8 protein-coding genes are annotated in these 19211 nt (G+C 55.1%); 1 reads left to right on the top strand and 7 read right to left on the bottom strand.

From position 1 onward, the window contains the following. Positions 1-32 precede the first annotated feature (32 nt). From BLR09_RS14165 to BLR09_RS14155, 3 genes are all read right to left on the bottom strand, one after another. A complete protein-coding gene (locus BLR09_RS14165; protein ID WP_093203361.1) occupies positions 33-1115 on the bottom strand; it encodes a Gfo/Idh/MocA family protein in 1083 nt (360 codons plus the stop codon). Between the two features lie 244 nt (positions 1116-1359). After that, on the bottom strand, positions 1360-3174 hold the full coding sequence (locus tag BLR09_RS14160; protein ID WP_093203358.1) for a RagB/SusD family nutrient uptake outer membrane protein: 1815 nt from the start codon (positions 3172-3174) through the stop codon (positions 1360-1362). Positions 3175-3188: 14 nt separating this feature from the next. Next, positions 3189-6392: a SusC/RagA family TonB-linked outer membrane protein gene (locus tag BLR09_RS14155; protein WP_245689932.1), complete on the bottom strand. Its 3204-nt coding sequence runs from the start codon at positions 6390-6392 to the stop codon at positions 3189-3191. Between the two features lie 342 nt (positions 6393-6734). Between BLR09_RS14155 and BLR09_RS14150 the strand changes: the two genes are divergently transcribed. Continuing rightward, positions 6735-10916 (top strand): hybrid sensor histidine kinase/response regulator transcription factor, encoded by a 4182-nt coding sequence (locus BLR09_RS14150; protein WP_093203353.1) that lies wholly within the window; start codon positions 6735-6737, stop codon positions 10914-10916. Between the two features lie 74 nt (positions 10917-10990). Here the strand turns inward: BLR09_RS14150 and BLR09_RS14145 are convergent, their stop codons facing one another. The 4 genes from BLR09_RS14145 to BLR09_RS14130 all read right to left on the bottom strand — a co-directional run bounded on the left by BLR09_RS14145 (position 10991) and on the right by BLR09_RS14130 (position 17765). Then, positions 10991-12007, bottom strand: a complete 1017-nt coding sequence (locus tag BLR09_RS14145) for an ABC transporter permease (protein ID WP_218126660.1) — start codon at positions 12005-12007, stop codon at positions 10991-10993. Further along, positions 11955-12950 carry an ABC transporter ATP-binding protein gene (locus BLR09_RS14140; RefSeq protein WP_093203351.1) on the bottom strand — a complete coding sequence of 332 codons (996 nt, stop codon included), beginning with the start codon at positions 12948-12950 and terminating at the stop codon, positions 11955-11957. Before BLR09_RS14140 ends, BLR09_RS14145 begins: the two co-directional genes overlap by 53 nt. A 5-nt stretch (positions 12951-12955) precedes the next feature. Further along, positions 12956-13738: a COG1470 family protein gene (locus tag BLR09_RS14135; RefSeq protein WP_176785550.1), complete on the bottom strand. Its 783-nt coding sequence runs from the start codon at positions 13736-13738 to the stop codon at positions 12956-12958. 529 nt (positions 13739-14267) lie between these two features. Then, positions 14268-17765: a DUF6923 family protein gene (locus tag BLR09_RS14130; RefSeq protein ID WP_093203346.1), complete on the bottom strand. Its 3498-nt coding sequence runs from the start codon at positions 17763-17765 to the stop codon at positions 14268-14270. Between the last annotated feature and the right edge of the window lie 1446 nt (positions 17766-19211).

The raw sequence follows: 19211 nt of genomic DNA, 5'->3' as shown, positions 1-19211 counted from the left end.
GCGTGGGGGTTTGACAGGCGTTAGGGAGAAGGTCATATTTTGACGGACTTACCGGAGGCTACCGATTTGTAAATCGCCTCGACGACACGGATATCACGCAGTCCCTCCTCTCCCGGCGCGATTAGCGGAGTATTCCCGACAAGGGCAAGGCAATCTTCATCAAGCTGCTTCGCCTGCTGGCTTTTGATGGGAAAGTTGATCAGGGTACCGTCGGACATACTTCCGTTGTTGCCGTTGTAACCCGACTGCGGCTCCATCTTCAGCCAGCCCTTTTCGTAGTTTACCTGCAGGTAGTTCATATTAATACCGAAACTCGTCTGGCAGGCAGCGCGGGCGCCGCTTGGAAATTCAAGAAGAAACATCATCGTCTCTTCGACTTCCTTATAAATCTCCGGTCGTGTGGTAGAAGCCTGCGCCAGTACGCTCACGGGCTCCTCGCCCGTGGCGAGGCGTGCGCCCTGAAGCGCATAAACGCCCATATCACCCATGGCGCCGCCTCCAAGTGCTTTTTTCTGCTTCCAGTGATCGGTCCGTGCATCGAAATACCCGGCGGCGCTGTTGACCATCTTCACTTTGCCGAACTTCCGCTCCCTCCCTACTTTCATATAGGCCTGAATGTTGGGATCGTGCTGGCACCGGTATCCGATGGCAAGCTTCACCTTGTTCTGTTGGCAGGCACTGATCATCGCTTCGCAATCCGCTACGGACGGAGCCATCGGTTTCTCGCAGAAAACATGCTTGCCGGCTTTCGCCGCCCGGACAACGAATTCCCGGTGCATCGACGGCGGCAGTACTACATACACGATGTCGATATCCGGGTTGTTTGCGATCTGATCGAAATTCTGGTAGTTGTAAATGTTCTTGTCCGGGATGTGGTATTTGGCCTTCCACGCTTCCGCTTTCGCGGGCGTGCCGGTTACAATGCCGGCCAGGTAACATCGCTCGGTAAGCTGAAGAGCCGGCGCCAGCAGGTCGGTGCTGTAATAACCGAGCCCAACCAGGGCAACACCCAGCTTGTCTTTTTTAGGGGCTGTTGCTCCTAAAAGTGGGTAGCCGGAAAACAGAGCCGTAGTACCGGCCAGCGATAGTTGGGTGAGAAAATCACGTCTTTCCATTTGAGTAGGTTTATGGCTGTCGGAGGTTAAGAAAAGGACGCGGGGTCAGCCGCTCTCAAAGATGCGCATTTTCACTTTTCCGTCAGTACTTTCCCCGTAATCAGTCAGCCGGACAGCGGACCGTCCCGATACCCGCCCGAAGGCGGCTACTATACGGAACGGCCCGCGTACGACCGTGGCCTATGTATTCCGACTGGTGGGTTGGACAGTAACGGAACAATGCCCCTGAACCAGGCCGGTCCTGTCAGTAGCCCGGGTTCTGCGGGAACGACGGTCCGGATACGACCCGGTCGATCTGTGACTGCGGAATCGGTCGGAGCATGTGGTAATCTTTCACGTAGGGAGCCGCCTCCTGGTTCCACTCCTTCACGCGTCTTACGAGCGAGCGGGTACGCACGAGGTCGTGCCAGCGCTGCCATTCCCCGAATAGTTCGCGGGTACGTTCGTCCAGAATAAAATCGAGCGTCACATCTGCCGCGGTGATGGCCATGGCTGCTGCTGCTGCGGTATTCTGTGCAGAAGTATTGGTTTTCCGGAAGGCAGCCCGCTGACGGACGACGTTCAGGAGAGTGGCCGCCTTCGTCGCATTTCCGGCTTTCAGCCAGGCTTCCGCCCCGGTCAGGTAGACATCCGAGAAGCGGTACAACACACAGGGGCGGGTCGACGGATCGTTGAAGTTCGCTCCGCGGCTCGGGTCCATGAACTTCTTCAGCGCCGGGAAGATCCCGTTGTTCCACAAGCTCGGCGGAACGACAATCCCCTTAAACGGCCGGCTGCCGATAAACTGCGGCGCACCCGCTACTTCGAAATCCGGCAGCCAGACAGCAGTATCCTGCCCCGCGACGGTCGTATATCCGATTCCGCGGCTGTTGTTGGCCGCATTGGCTGCGTTGGTTACGCTGGTATTCGAGATATATACCGTGTAAAACGAATTGGCAAAGCGCGAATCGACATCCCGGTTGGTAAAGGCCTGATCCAGGAAGTAGTTCTTTCCGGCATGCGCGCCCGACGGCCATTTGTCGGTATTCGGACGCATCCGTACGTAGGGACGGCCGTAGAACGAGTCACGGATCATCCCCGAAACGCCGCTGTTGACAAACGCGCCGGACGCGTTTTTAAAGGAATTGATACCGCTGTTGTTCGGATAGTTCCAGTTGGTAAACCAGGGTGAGAGGTTTTGTGCCGCTCCGCCGCCGGCGGCTCCGCCAACGACGTAGTAGCCATATTTCGGATCGAGTACGTGATCGCTGACAAACATCGTTTCCTTCCCGTAGTCATTGGCCGGAACAAACGCATCGCCGAAATCCTGCCACAAGTCGAGGCCATAGCTGGATTTATTCGCGATGATATCATCACAAATCGCCGCCGCCTGTGAAAAATCCGCTGCCGTATTGTTGAGCCAGCCCCGGGTGAGGTAGGCTTTGGCGAGCAGGAACTGCGCAACCGGCTTGGTAGCGGCCTTGCCCAGGAAGGGCGCCGTCGGCTGATTGGGCAAGTCCGCCGCCGCTTCAGTCAAATCCTTGATAATCAATTCATATACCTCCGCCACCGGCTGTCGTGATGCGGCCTGCGACGCCGTCGTGATGAACTCGGTATGCAACGGAACATCTCCCCAGGTCTGAACCAGGTAGAAGTACCAGAACGCCCGCAGGAATTTGGCCTGTGCGAGGTATTGCCGGCGGGTAGCGTCGGGTAAGTCAACGGTCTTTCCGTACTGCAATACGCCGTTCAGCGTGTTGATGTCCTGAAAGGCTACTCCCCAGGCAGATCCGAAGTTGCTGCTGTTCAGCCCGTTATAGGTATACGGAATAGGCGTACCGGCGCTCAGCCCCTGGATAAACTCGTCGGTTCCGGCCTGCATTTCGACGGTAAAACCTTCCGTTCCCCACTGCCCGCGGATATCGTTGTATACACCCGCGATACCGCCCAATACTCCCGAAGGACTGTTAAAGTACGACGGAACAATCTGAGACTGAGGATGTTCCTCCAAAATACGCTCGCATCCCGAGCTGAGTAAGCCCATGAGGCCCAGGCACGTCAATAACTGTATGGATTTCATAGCAATGTCTGAGGTTAGAATTTGAGGTTTAAGCCCAGGGTAAACTGCCGGACCGGCGGGTTGTTGAGGTTGACGGCGATCTGGCGCTCAGGTGTACCCCGGTCGCTCGCCCCTTGCGGGTTGAGCGTTGAGCTTCCGCTCGCATAGCTGTTTCCTTCGGGATCAATCGCCAGTTTGTCCTTGACGAGGGGCGAATAGATGATAAACGGATTCGTCACGTTGACGTAAATCCGCGCCGAGGAAGCGCCGATTTTGCGGATCAGGTCCTTCGAGAAGGTATAGCCCAGGTTGATACTTCTGCACTTGATGAACGACCCGTCGTAATACCCGAGCGTCGATCCGAAGTAAGCTACGGCGCTGCTGGCGTCAGGCGCCGGGAACGCATTGGTCGGATTGCTTTCCGTCCAGTAATCGGTCCGAAGCTGGTTTACGCGGCTCTGGTTGTAGAAGGCAAACCCGCCTGATCCGGTTGAGTTACCCGTGAGGTACGGCACAATTACCTTCATACCCATGCGGGCATATGTCACGATCGACGCATCGAAATTCCGGAAGCTGAACCGGTTCGTCCATCCTCCCTCCCACTGCGGCTGGAAATTGCCCAGAATCTGCCGGTCGCTGGCGTCGATCTTGTTGTCGCCGTTGACATCCTGTACCCGGATCTGGCCCGGAAACTGCACAGGCGCTACCTGCTTGGCCAACACGTCGGCGTCACTCAGTTGCCAGATACCTATTTTCTTGTAATCGTAGATCACGGAGAGCGGCTGTCCGACAAACCAGCCGGCGCCGATGTTCGCTTTCTCTTCCGGTGTGGTCAGCTGGGTGATTTTTTCCCGGTTGAAGAAATACGTCAGGTCCACGCTCCAGTTAAAGCCTTTGGATTTCCGGACGACATCGATCGACAGCGTCGTCTCAAGCCCCTTTCCTTCTGTTTTACCGAGGTTTTTCAGCGTCGAACCAGCGCCGTTGCTTGGCGGCAGCGGTACCGACAGGAGGATATCTTTGGTTTTCTGGTGATACCAGTCGACACTACCCGTAATGCGGTTGCTGAGGAAACCGAAGTCGATACCGACGTCCACCTGGGCGGTCGACTGCCAGCCGAGATCCTTTGCCGGCAGACTGGTGACCGTATAGGCCAGTTGCTGCCCGGCCGTTCCGGTACCGAAGTTGTAGTATCCTGCCGACAGCGCGCCGAGCGTGGAGTATGCTCCTACGTTCCGGTTTCCGGAGATACCCCAGCCTCCTCTTACTTTCAGACTGGAAACAAAGGACAGGGACTTCATGAAGTTCTCTTCGGCCACGTTCCAGCCGAGGCCGACTGCCGGGTAGTTGAAGTACTGGTTACCCGGTGACAGCGTCGACGATCCGTCGCGGCGCAGGGTCAGCGTGATGAGGTACTTGTCTGCATAGCTGTAGTTCAAGCGGCCCATGTACGACAGCAGGCCCATTTCCGAAAACGAATTGCCGAAATCCGAGCTGGCAACGGGCTGGCCGGAAGCGAGGGAGAAATTGGACGTTTTGATGTAGTCCGCCGGCACGCCCGTTACCGTAAACCGGCTGCCCAGGGAGTGGTTTTTCGTGATTTCATACAAGGCCGTAAAACCCAGCTTGTGTTTTCCGGCAAATACCTTGTCGTAATACAGCAAATGCTGCAGGTTCACGTCCCAGTACTCGGAATTGCTGATTTCGGCGGTAGACGAAGACTGTACCGTCGCCGAGTTGAAGTACGTCAGCGGACCGTTGTACCCGTTGTAATTCGACTGGCTGAAGTTCAGACCGGCATTGAAGCGGTACTTGAGGCCTGGCAGGATATTAACCTCTGCATAAAGGCTGTTGAACGTTCTCAGCGAGCGCGTACGACCCAGGTACGAATCCTTTTTTGTCAGGATAGTCAGCGGACTGACGCCGGCGGCATCGATCGAGCCTTCCGAAGGGAACATGTTCACGGAGCCATCCGCATTGTACGGAGACGCGAGGGGTGTCAGCCGGACGAGGCCGCCCGGTATCCCACCGCCGCCCGGGGTGTTCTGGTAGGTAATCGTGTTCAGGGTATTCAGCCCGATTTTGACGTGCTTGCCGATCTTCTGGTCGAGCGTTGCGCGAATGTTGAAACGCTGGAAATTCTGGCCGGGAATGATACCGGTTTCGTTGAAATACCCTAAACCCAGCGAGTACTGCGTATTATCGGTTCCGCCCTGCAACCCGAGCTGGTGGTTGGTCATAAAACCGGGGCGGTAAATCAGCCCCTGCCAGTCGGTCGATACGCCGTTGGCAAGCGCCTCCTGTTCTTTCGGGGTGAGCAGGTAACCGGACGTTCCCGGGCTTGTCCGGTTGTACTTCGCGGCGTCCTGCTTGAATTGCGCGTACTCCGTACCGTTCATGACGTTAAACTTGCCCATGATCTGGGTTACGCCGTGGTAGCCGTCGTAACTCAGGACCGGCTTTCCGGTTTTGCCCCGCTTGGTTGTGACGAGGATAACGCCGCCTGCACCGCGGGAGCCGTAAATGGCCGTCGCCGAGGCGTCTTTCAGTACTTCCAGGTTCGCGATGTCGTCGGGGTTGATGTCGTTCAAACCGCCATAGGGAATACCGTCTACCACGACGAGCGGACCGTCGAGGCCGTCGCTGCCGCCTGAACTCGTCGTCAGCGTGCGGTTACCGCGGATACGGATTTGCCCCTGTGAGCCGGGCGTCGAACCGTTGCTGATAATGGACACCCCGGCGGCACGCCCCTTGAGCTGGCTGATGAGGTTCGGAGCGGGCACTTCTTTCAGGGTACTTTCGCTGACGGAGACGACCGATCCCGTTACGTCGCGTTTCCGTTGGGTACCGTAACCGACCACTACTACCTCATCCAATGCACGGCTATCGGGGTCGAGGCTGACGTTGACAATTTTCTGCGCGCCGACGACTACTTCTTTCGTCTGATAACCGACCTGGGAGAAAACCAGCGTCGCGTTTTCGTTGTCCCGGAGGACAATTTTAAAATTCCCTTTCTCGTCGGTGATCGTACCGCGCGTGGTAAATTTGATCAAAACGCTGGCGCCGGGCAGTCCTTCGCCGTTCTCTCCCGTCACACGACCGCTGATCTCACTATCTATGCTCCGCGCTGGGTAATAACTGCCGGGAAGAATCCCCGCTGCGCCCGACGGCACCGTTCCCGCTACCAGCAGCAGGGGTACTACGCTGGTCCTGAAAACCCGGACCCACGGTTTGTTCATTCGTAAAAAGACTTGCATAAGCATTGGAGGTTTGTTGTTTGACCCGAATCCCTTCACAAAACAATTTTCAAATACAATATCCTGATAATCAGGATATTACATAATTAATTGTCATTTTGACATTTAATTAATTGCACAGGAAAATTCCAATAATTAATTTAACCGTAGCGGGGAACACGGCTCATACGGACGTATCGGACCAGCCGGACCATAGCCGTGGCCTGCCGGTCAATACTGTATGATTTTTCAATGATGATATTTAACTAATCATCGACAAAGGTAGGCGGGAGGATAGATCGGATGTGAGCACGTTTGTTCAAATTAAGGGGAGGATTGTTTAAAATGACGAGAAAAAAGGCAGATACGGGGACAGGATTGTACGATACCAACACGTCGGCCCGTCCGGGAGCGCTTCTGCGGCGCGCCGGGTACGCACTTTGTGTGCTGCTGGTATGGGTTGCTTCCGGGCAATGGTGTGAGGCGCAGCACGAGCCGCCGCGGTTTTCCTCTCTCACCTCTTCCAACGGATTATCTTCGAATACCGTCTCGACCATCCTTCGCGACCGGTATGGCTTGCTGTGGTTTGGTACGGACGACGGTCTCAACCGCTTTAACGGCAGTACCTTTTCAGTCTATCGGAGCAACCGGGAGGATCCGTCTTCCCTGAAGTCAAACGACATCTCGGCGCTGTACGAAGACCCTGCCGGGCGTGTATGGGTGGGAACCGTCACCGGCGCGCTGCATTTGTACGACCGGCGACGGGATTCCTTTGTACGCGTGCCTACCGGGCATACGGTCAACGCCATCGTCGCCGGTGAGCGGGGCATGCTGTGGGTCGCCACGACGCAGGGGCTGCAGACCGTTAACCCTGCCACGCTGCAGGTTACTTCCTTCCCGCCCGGTCCCGGAATCCCGGTTCAGGTTGCTGAAAGGCATGTTCACCGGCTGTTTCTGGATCACCGGAAGCGATTGTGGGTCGGGACAAACGAAGGCCTCTTCCGGCAGGAGCAGCCTTCAGGCCGCTTTCTGCCCGTCCGGTACCTGCCGGAAGGAATTACCTCGCCTGCTTCGGGCCATATCTCCGCCATCGCGGCCGATTCCCTCGGACATCTGTGGGTCGGTACGTACGACGGACTGTGCATGCTGACGCCCGATGGCAGGTTTCTGCGCATGTTCCGCTACGACCATGCTGACGACCACTCACTCAGCTGCAACATGGTATTCGCGATCGGCGCCGAAAGCCGGGACAAGCTATGGGTGTGTACCGACGGCGGGCTGAATATTCTTGATATCTCTTCCGGAAAGGTAACCCGCCACTGTCCGGATTTGCGAACGCCGTTCAGTCTAACGAATAAGTCTATACGCAGTCTATTGATCGACGACTCCGGGATTTGCTGGCTGGGGACCTACAAGGGCGGTATCAACAAGTACGACAAAAACCTGACCCTTTTCGGGATGAAGCGCTATGCCCCGTACGATCCGCACGGGCTTACGGCGCCGTTTGTGACGTCCTTCGCCGAAAAAGCAGATGGCGATCTGTTTATCGGTACCGACGGTGGCGGACTGAATCTCTTCCACCGGAAAACCAATCTGTTCAGCAAATACGTCCTCACCCCGGAGAACAAACAGGCTTCATCAGGCCTCGCCATTCTTACGCTCGCGCTGACGTCGCCGAATAGTCTTTGGGTGGGGACCTTTCAGGACGGTCTCTTCTGCCTTGATCCCGCTACCGGCCGGTACCGGCAGTACACACATACCTCCGACAGCACCTCGCTTGGTAACGATGATATCTTCTGCCTCAAACAGGATCGCCGCGGCCGGCTCTGGGTCGGAACAAACGGAGGCGGCGTGAATGTATTCGATCCTGTCACCCGGAAGTTTACCCGCTACTTCTCTCCTTCTACCCTGATTTCCAGGCGCATTATTCCGCTCAACGGTTACATCCGGGACATACTGGAGGACCGGCACGGCCGGATGTGGATTGCCTCACACGGCACAGGTATTGCCGTATTTGATCCGGAGAAAAAAACCTCCATCGTTCTGGCGAAAGAAAACAGCGGCCTACCCGGCAACAACGTACTCTCGCTGCTCGAAGACCGGCGGGGGAATATCTGGGCGGGTACTTCAGGCGATGGCCTGGCGGTATGGAACCCGCAAACGAAACGGATTTCCAGCTTCGGCGTGCGCGACGGCCTCGCCAGTGGCGTCATTCACAAAGTACTGGAAGACGCGCAGGGGCGAATCTGGGTGAGTACCAACGAAGGCATCAGTTCCATCGATCCCCGCACCCGGAAAATCACCAACTATGCGTCCTTCAACGGGCTGCAGAACAGCACGTTTGTCCTCGGCGCGGGCTTGCGGGCGTCGGACAATACCCTGTTTTTCGGTGGTATTTCCGGTTTCAACTACATCGATACCCGAAACCTGAAGCGCAACAGGCAAACGATTCCGGTTGTTCTGAGCGAACTGAAAGTTGGCAACCGGGCGGTAACCTTCCGTGATTCGGCGATTATCGATGCCGATATCTCGGTTGCTCACCGTATCTCGCTTGATTACAAACAGAGCTTTTCCATCGGCTATGCGGCGCTGAATTACACCAATCCCGGGCAAACCCGCTACCGGTACCGCCTCTCCGGCCTGGAGCAGGAATGGCACGAAGCCGGAACCGGCAATACCGCCACATATACCAACCTGGGCCCGGGGGAATACTCGTTTGAGGTGCAGGCCGGCGACAGCGAATCGGGCTGGAGTCCGAAAGGCGCGTCGATCGGCGTGGTTGTGCATCCTCCTTTCTACCTTACTCCTTTCGCCTACCTGCTGTATGTCACGGCTCCGCTGGCCCTGGTCTTTTTTATGCGGCGGCGCGGTATCCGGAGGCTCCGCCGGAAATTCCAGCTGGAGCAGGAAAAACGCGAGCAGGAACGGATACAGGAGCTGGATCGCATGAAAATCAAGTTTCTGACAAACCTGAGTCACGAGTTCCGCACCCCTATTTCCCTCATTCTGGCGCCGGCGGAAACGTTGCTGAGCCGTCCCGGTGAACACACCCCTCAGCTTGCCGCCATCCGGCGGAATGCAAAACGTTTGCTCAACCTGGTCGACCAGTTACTGGATTTCAGGAACTTACAAAACCAGGAGCTTACGCTGCACCGGACGCCGGGCGATATGGCAGCCGCCGTGAAAGACGCTGCCGATTCGTTTTACGATTTGTCCAAACGCCGGGATATCCGTTTCACCTGCGAAACCTCGCAGCCTTCGCTGCCGATGGAGTTTGACAGCGGGAAAATCGAACGGGTGCTGTTTAATCTTCTTTCCAACGCCTTCAAGTTTACGCCGCGCGGAGGCCGGGTAGACCTTCGCCTGACCGAAGGTATCGGTGAAAAAGGCGAAACCGAGGTATGCATCGTCGTCCGCGATACCGGAATCGGAATTTCGCCGGGAGCAAAAGAGCGCATATTCGACCGGTTTTTTCAGGACGATACCGGCAGCGCCGTGCTCAACCAGGGCAGCGGCATCGGATTATCGATCGTCAGGGAATTTGTCGAGCTGCATGGCGGGCGGGTATCGGTGGAAAGCGAACCCGGCCAGGGTACGACGTTTACGGTCACATTACCAGCTCTCCGGTCCGCTGACCTATTCCCGAAAATACCGTCGCCGCTGGTCGCGGATATTCCTGTGGGTGTGGAGGAAGCCGTGACAAAAAAGTCGGTGGAAGAGCCGGCTGGCCACCGGGCGCGCGTTTTAGTGGTTGAAGACAATGAAGAATTCAGGCATCTGCTGAAAGAAAGCCTCGAACCCTACTACCTCGTTTATGAGGCGGCTGACGGCGAAGAAGGCTGGAAGAAGACCCTCAGCACCCATCCCGATATCGTCATCAGCGACGTCGCAATGCCGGAAATGGATGGTATCCGTCTCAGCCACAAAATCAAGTCTGACAAACGGACGAGCCACATCCCGGTGGTTCTTCTGACCGCGTCGACCGGAGAAGAACAGCAACTGCAGGGCCTGCAATCGGGCGCAAACGACTACCTGACCAAACCCTTTAACTTTGATATTCTTCAGGCGAAGGTCAATAACCTGCTCCTGCTCAACCGTCTGCTCAAAAACATGTATTCCCGGCAAATCCAATTCAACGAAACGGATGCGGGGATCGAAGCGGGCGACGTCAAACTCCTCAAAGGCATACTCGCCTACATCGAAGAAAACCTGACGACCAGCCAGCTTTCCGTCGAGAAACTCGCCCGGCATGTGGGAATGAGCCGTGGCACTCTCTATAGTAAAATCCTGGAAATGAGCGGCCAGACACCCATCGAATTCATCCGGTCCATCAAGCTTGAAAAAGCGGCGATGCTGCTCGAAAAAAGCGACATGAATATCTCGCAGATAGCGTTTGCCGTTGGCTTTACCGCGCCCAACTACTTTGCGAAGTCGTTCAAGGCGCAGTACCATATGCTGCCTTCGGAATACAAATCCCTGAAACGATCGCAATCTTCTTCTCAGAGGCAGGAACCGGTTGCGCCCTGAATCCCGAAGCGCCCTTCCGGCATTCTGAAGAAGAAGCCGGAAGGGCGCCCGTTCACTGATCTTTTTGCGGGCTTCTAGACCCGGATTTCCCGCCGCATAAACAGTGCATAGGAAAGCGCGAAACAGACGACCGTTGCCGCCGTAAGACCGCTGACCTGCGGCCAGACAATCAGCAGGCTTTCGCGGAAGGGCAGTGGAGCCGGAATCGCACCCGCCATTTGTTCCATCGTCAGCGGTCCGAGACTTCGGACCGAGGGCATCAGCAATGTAGTCGTACCATCGGTATAAAGCTGCCCCGGAGAAAAACGCAGCAGATTCAGGATCAGCTCATTATACTTCATTATCTCCGTTGGCAGCAGGTAGGCCGGATCCGGCAGAAACGCCCGTACAGCCAGGTTCACTACGATTTTGAAGAATACCGTAAAAAACAGCCAGATACCGATCACAACCAGTGCCGACGTGGCCGTCTGACGAAACCGGATCGAGCACAATATGGCCAGCGCCAGCCAGAAGCCGACGTACAGTATGCTGAGAAACAGAAAACCGGAAATACGCAGGATTTCTTCCGGCTCTATCTTAACACCTGTGATGCATATTCCTGTGCCGATCATCAACAGGGAAAGCGACACAAACAGGCATCCGATCACGAGCAGCGCGCCGGCAAATTTGGATAACAGGAGATTATCCCGGTACACGGGCTGCGCGAGTATCCGGCTGAGCGTACCGTTGTTTTGCTCGGAATTAATGGCGTCGAAGCCAAGACCGATTCCGAGAAGTGGCCCGAGAAAACTCAGAAAGATGTGAAACGGCGGCAGGGAGCCGTCGGTCGTCGTCAGCAGTTTCAGGTATAGAAAAAGATGATCCGGATCCTGGGTATTGGCGACGGCCGCGCGGATATTACCGGCTGAAACGTACATCGACCCCAGGAATGTCAGCGCGATCAGCGACAAAAGCACGGCAAAACGCCAGCTGCGGACATGGTCCGTCACTTCCCTGGCGATCATGTTCTGCAGGGGCGTCCGCCCGCGCCGGGTTTCCTCACTCGTATTTCCGGAAAAGGGCCTTACGGGTAGCAGGGGCAGGCTTTTCATGCGATTGCTTGGTTTCGAAATAGGTCTGATAAATGTCGTCAAGGCCATACCTGACCGGCTGAACAGCCCTCACATCGAGGCCGTTGCCGACGAAAAACCGGACGATTTCCGGTGTGATTTCTTCGGAACAGGCTACTTCAACGATGCGGTCGTCGAGCGTCACCTCTTCAACTCCCGGCAGGCGGCGCAGTTCCTTCGCATGTTCGTCAAACAGAGGCTCCGTCACGGTCACGCGTACTCCATTCGCAGCGCTCCCGAATAACCCCCGCGCCAGGGTATCCATGCTTCCTTCCGCCAGCATCTTTCCGCCGACAAAAATGCCGACCCGGTCACATACCTGTTGTACCTGGTGCAGGTGGTGGGATGAAAGCAGGACAGTCAGTCCCTGCTCCCGGCTAAGCTGCCGGATCAGCGTCAGAAACGCGCGGACGCCGGCCGGGTCTATCCCCAGCGTCGGTTCGTCGAGAATGATGACCTCCGGTTGTTTCAGCAGTACTTCTGCCAAACCCAGGCGCTGTTTCATCCCGCGCGAAAAGGTGGATGTTTTTTGGGCCGCATCGGCGGTAAGGCCGACGACTTCCAGCAATTGCCGGGCCCGGACGTGCAATTCCTTTTCGGGGATGGCATTGAGCCGGCCGATGTACAGCAAGTTGTCCAGCGCCGTCATGTTGGCGTAAAAACCGAGGTTATCGGGCATGTATCCCACCACCTTTTTCACTGCCAGCGGATGCGTCGTCGCGTTATGTCCGCACAAGGTAACGGATCCTGACGTAGGTTCAGTCAAACCGAGCATCATCAGGATAGTCGTGGTTTTACCGGCGCCATTGGGTCCCAATAAGCCGAATATTTCTCCTCTGTGAATCGTGAGATCGAGGCGATCAACGGCTTTGAGCGAACCATAGCACTTGGTCAAACCTTTCAGTTGAATGACAGGTTTTTCCATCTCGTTTACCGTCTTCCGTACCGGCGGATAAGTCCGTATACCAGGGCTACTGAGGTCATAATCACCACCGCGCCGATCCAGCCCGACAGTGCCGACGTTTTGACGATAAACCGGAACGACGCCGCGGCATTGGCGTGGCTATCCTTCGCGGTGAAGGTAGCGGCGTAATCCCCCGCAATGGTTTTTTCCGGGACCTTGATGCGCGCCTTGACTTCTGATGTTTTACCGGGATCGAGGCGGTCGATCCGCGCCGGTTCGAAGGTTACCTCCCAGCCCGTCGGATGCTGGGAGCTGAGTTCGACATTTTCGAGCGGAAGCGTCGCCGGATTTCGTACCGTCAGGACAACTTCCCGGTTGCTGCCTTCGGTTACTTCCTCGCTCAGCCGGCCCGACGGCGTGGTGAGCTCCAGCGCGTATGCGCCTTTCAACGCGGCTTCGAGGTTCAGGTTCAGGCTGTCGCCTGCTGAAATTGCCGTCACGGGGACTTTGTACCTGGCAGGCTTTGAATCAGACCGTGCGGTCAGTTCGACGGCAATCTCCTGCGATTTACCCGCTTCGACATTGACCGAGGTAACCGGCGTGCCCATCACCCGGAAAACGACCGACCATCCGTCGGGTATGCCTGCGCGAAGGTCATAAAGCCTCGTCTGGCCGGTTCCGTTTGCCAGCGTGGTCGAATAACGGAAGGTTTCGCTGGCGGCCGCCTCTATGTTGACGAGGCTGGACCTGAAAGAAGATTTTTCGCCGGGCCTGGTTTGAGCAGAAAGAGTTCCCGGGACTCCGGACAAAGCTAAAACCAGCCAACCGGAAACAAGTAAAGGAGAGTTAAGCGTACACATTACTGCCATGATCTAATAAACAAAAAGAATAGTTTCATTTATTAAAAAATGCTTCCAAACCGTCTGCTGAGCGCAGGTCCGGATTGGGCGGTCAAATTTATAAAACAGACGTAGGTTCCGGAAAAGAGGTTTTTAGATTTTATTAGAATAATTATATATTTTATTATTTTAATATCAATATTTCACAAGTAGAATCGCACAGCAAACCAGTCGTCCATTTCCCGCAGGTACTCTTCCGGCATGCAGAACAGCCGGAGGCTCTGGTTTGAGGGAAAGAACGATTATAGCTATACGTTTCCATCAGAACCTCTGAACCATTTTTTTTCAAACCAGCAGCCTGCCGGACGGGGTATCCGACGAAGCTGTAACACGTCTGTATGCCTGTCTGAAACGAAAAAGCGGCAAACCGGAGTCTGCCGCTTTTCGTCAATTTTCCGCTCCGGCACTGCTGTAGTGCTCCTGCCGGCGTTCTTCGGGACTAGTTGGTTTTCACCATTTTATGTGAAACCGATTTTCCATCAAGGGTGTGTATGGTAATGATGTACATGCCGTTGAGCAGGGACCTGACAGGGACGGTCTTCTCAGATTGACCTGCTTCATTCCGGCTCTGCGCAACGCTGCGCCCGGAGAGGTCCTGTACCTCGATGGTTTCCAGTCCGGATAACCCTTTGACCGTCAGCCGATCCCGAACCGGGTTGGGATACACGGTGATGCGGGTAAGGGCGTTCTCGATGGAAACAGACCGGACCGGACTATGCGAGGAGTTTCCATCCAGGTCGACCTGCCGGAGGCGATAGTAGTTTGTTCCGTCCAGCGGAGCGCTGTCGGTGAAACGGTACGTTTGCCGTAGCTGCGTATTCCCGGAAGCAACATTGCTTTTGACAAACCCGAGAGACTTCCACTGGTTTGTATTGGCGCTGCGCTGAATTTCAAAGCCGCTGTTGTTGATTTCGCTGGCAGTAGTCCAGTTCAGGTTCACGCTTGCCTGTTCGGCGGTAGCGGTGAAATTAACCAGGGTAACCGGCAGCGCAGAGGATGCCTGCGGGCAAAACGCTCCGTCGCTGCTGGCAGAGGGGTTGGCGACGGTCGTCACCTGCGTCGCCATTTTCGTTGCGATATTAACCTGATAGAGATAGCCCGTCGTATTTCCGAATACCTTAAAACTACCGTTGGCGTCAATAAACGCGGATCCGAAGTTCTGGCCGCTTGTCTGGATGCCTCCCCCGTTTACCTGACCCGGGAGGAGCGTGGTGGCGCCGGTAAGCGGATTCAGCTGGAACACCTGGTATGGAGTGGCGCTGCTTCCGTCGGTCAGGGCGTAAATCCGGCTGTCAGCGGCGTTATAGGCCCAGTCCGAAATACCAACCGCTCCGCCTGACAGTGCTGTTCCCCAGGGAGCGGCAGCCTTGGCGGCAAAACTCGCCGTGGGGTCCACGATCTTCAGATACGTTGCCGCGCGGGATGGGCTGATATCAATTGTGATATAGCTTGCTGCGCCTTTTTCATACAGGTACAGGTAGCCGGTGGTACTGACCGTTCCGACGCTGTATCCGTCGGGCTGCGTGGCGGCAGGCATATTCGGGATCGTAAAACGCTGCATTACGCCGTTGGCACCCAACTGGAATACCTGAGCGGATGCGTTGTCATATCCCCAGAGCAAATTATCTACCGTGCTGTAGCCGATGGCGTTCAGGTTACCGGACAGGTTGGCCACCAGCGACCGCGCTCCGGTGTCATCGTAGCTGTAGAGTTTGTCGGTTTCCACCTGATAATACACCGGGGAACAAACGAAGGAAGTGAGCGGAATAGCCTGCACGCAGGACGCCGCGTCGTTGCCGAAACTGATCGGCGCCTTAGTCGTGGATACCCGCGTCGCGATGTTGGTCGACAGGTTGATTTCGTACCAAAATGCAGACAAGTACACCATCAGGTTTCCGTTTGAATTAAAATACTGCGAATCAATGACTTCGGAAGTCGGGGCGGCCGTAATGGAGCCGCCGCTGACGGCAGTACCCGACAAGGTTGAAACGCCGGTGACCGGGTTCAGCTGCATGACATAGTAGGCATCCGGTCCGGCTCCGTTGATGACGGCCTGAATGAGTCCGTTGTTGGGGTTGAAAGCCCAGTCCGAAATATTCCGCGCCGTCGTTGCTGTTCCCCACGGAGCACCCGATTTCGCAGTATACGAAGCGATAGGATCCACCAGCTGAAGGTACGTCCCGCGGGCAGGATTGACATCGATCGTAAAATACTGGGTCGTATTCGGCTGGTAGAGATAGAGATATCCGTTGAGGTCTACCGTGCCGACCGTCGTACTGGTCGAAGACACCGGAGCCGGCAAGTTGGGAATGGTGTAGTACTCCGCGCCGTCGGATCCCAGCTTGAAGACCTGGTTTGTCGCACGGTTATACCCCCAGAGAAAGTTATCGATCGGGCTGTAGCCCATCGCATTCAGATCGCCGGAAACCGTCGTGATGAAGGAACGGGTATCGCCGGAGGTAATACGGTACAGCGACGTCCCGTTGTCCAGGAAGTAGTAGCCGTTGGCACAGGTAAGCGGCGATGGCGCCGTCCAGGTAACGCTGGCTTCGCGGTGCGGATAAAGCACGGCGCCCTGACTGGCTCCGACAAAATCCTGGCGGGGCTCGGTCGCGCCGTTGTCACACGGGTGATATACTTTTACGTTGACATTCCAGTAGCCGGTTTCTGCATACTGTACCTGCAACTGTGCTGTCTGTACGGATGCCGAAGTAGCCTGAATGGTGGCCGTCCCGGAAGCAGAAGCAAAGTTGAGGAACCCTCCCGAATAGGTAGCCCCCGTTACCGTTCCGATGGTTACTCCTGCCGGAACAATCAGTTTAAGCCGGTTTGCCCCGCTTCCTGAATTGGCAAAATTAACGGTAAAGGCAGCCGGCTTGCCGGAGACGACCGACGCAGGCGCCGTGATGGAAAACGTGGGTTCAGCAGGAGAAGGCAGAGAGGGTACGGCCGTTTCCGATCCGCCGCCATAACCATAATTAACAATGCTCCAAACATTGTTCTGAACCCCGCGCAACTCCGTGAGCGGCACAGAGACGTTGGCTAAATACCAGCCAAGGCGCGCCATTTTGAGTTGGTCCGTACCATCTACAGTACCGGAACGGTCTATGTCATAATTGATATAGCTTGTAAAGTTGGTCTTTCCCGGATAGTCGCCAAACCCCGAGCCTACGTTGTGATAGTCGCTATCAACACAATAAGACATATCTGCTGACACGAATTTCTTGTTGGCGTCGAAGTATGCAATCGAAATCGGGTTCCAGTTATCCGAGTATGTCGACCCCAGCGGCGTGCCCCGGTGGTCATCCACAAATGTGTAGGAGTTGGCCTGTATGAAGTCCGTCCAGGCGGCTACTTTCCGTCCAAAGCTGGAGTCAAATACCTGATCGCCGGTGGAATACCGCATGACGATATCAAAATTCCCGGTCGTTCCCGGCGTCGGACTCACAAATTGAACAGTAACCGGACCGGCATAGGTAAACGACGTTCCCGGAAACGAAGACGCATTGGATGCATTGATGGTCACTGCAGGAGTACCGGTCGCCGTTGTTCCCTGGTAGATACGCAGCACGGCGTTCGGCGCATCCCTGAAATTCAATGTTTTGTAATAGAGTGCTACGCTTCCGGTTTTTCCATTTGTCAATACCGGGCGGATCGTTACCACATTCGAGGCATAAACCGAGGCTACAGCCGTTGCCGCCTGTAGCCTGCCGATGGTAGCCTGTCCTACTCCGGACTGACCCGCGGGCACACTCTGGGGATATAAATTAGTCGTATTACCACCCGTGTAGTCGAGGCCCGTGATTCTGTACCCTCCTCCTGGATCCGGCGGGCATGTCTGCGCCTGAGCAACCGAGCAGGCAATAACGAAAAGGAAAGCGGCAAATCCGCCGAGCCATCCGCTCCGAAACCGGCGTAATGCGTAATCATGAATCATACCAATAGTTGTTGAGTTGAACTTCAATTGTTTCCTGTTGAACACGTGATTGATTTTTAGGCGATAGAAGAAATGGATAGGTTTTTATTTGGCATTCTGAAAATCAACTACTTACAATACGAAGTATTAAATACCGACCGGTCCGCAGGTATTCTTTTCTCCTGCGGATTTCCGAATCCGTGACATGAACGCCCAGCCCGGACGGGCAGCGCCGCGTTTCATCACTCCGGTACGAAAACGTGATGGAAGTACTTACCCGGCTCATCGAAATCTTCCGTCGATACCCCCGTTTGTTGATTACGACTCCGGTGTTCATTCATTGATTGGCGCCTGGAGCTCGTAAATAGCTATTTAGGGTTTCGGAAGAAATTGCTGGAGCAGAAGCCAATAATCCGCCGGCAACCTGCCGGAAGCAGGGCCATGCGTCTGGCCGACGGGTCATTGTTTTGTCTGAGACAGAAGCTGAACTATCGCTTAAACTATAGGAAAAAGTGGGAACAATTTCCCTGCTGAGAATGCGCTGACGGCTATGTATACAGCCGTGACCAGAGGAGTCCGGACAGAGCCTATCCTTTAGTCCTGCGACAAGTAACATTTTCTTCATTCAATTGGTGGATTAATTCGTTCCGGTTGAACCACTAACTAAATCGCCGGACAAACCATTGATGGATCCAATGGTCAGTACGGCGGGCTTAAAATCTAACAATTTGTTTCCAGTTCGAACCGGACTAATCCGGTCGAAAATCAGGCGTTAATACGTTTCAGTTGCGATACTAGAGTTGGCACTGCTTACTAAAAAAGAATTGCGTGTATCTCCTGACAGATCCGTTATTCAACCTGATCGTCTCACTTTATACACTACCTTTTCAATCCGATTCACTTATTTAAAATGACTATCTGTTTATAGCTATTAACTTGAAAACCCGGGGTTATTTTTTGAACAGATTAGGAATATCAACTACCTCCGTACTTCGAAAAACATCGTTTAACAAAGGTGACAGATTACTTTAAAACCCAGGGTTGATTTTCTTCTCTTTTTGGGTAGAATATCTTGTCAGGCCGAAATAAAAGGCCCGCTGTTATCTCCGTTCGTCATCAGCGGCGAGTACGTACCTGCCGTTCAGGCGTTTAGCCGACAGGCACTGACCCGATAATCACCGTTCCGGAACCGGCGTTCGGGTTCCTTTTGTGAGTGCGGCTTTTCCCTGCCCCACCCTGCACGCCGTCGCTTTTCGTTTGATTTTCATAATCATTCCTTTCTTTTTCTTAACTCGCTCAATAAATTAGGCTATAGTTTTGCCACAATCCTTACTGGTCTATACGTAGCGGCATAAACGAGCAGCCGCCTGCGTATCCGTCAGTCGCAACCGACGTCCCCGCGCGGTATCGTTATCAGCACCCGACGGGGCTTACCGGCATGTTACGCGTCCTCCCGAATCCAGTTCC

The sequence above is a fragment of the Siphonobacter aquaeclarae genome (assembly GCF_900103285.1).
Classification (GTDB): Bacteria; Bacteroidota; Bacteroidia; order Cytophagales; family Spirosomataceae; genus Siphonobacter; species Siphonobacter aquaeclarae.
The sequence above is the reverse complement of the archived record's forward strand: the minus strand, read 5'-3'. Positions and strand labels throughout refer to the sequence as shown.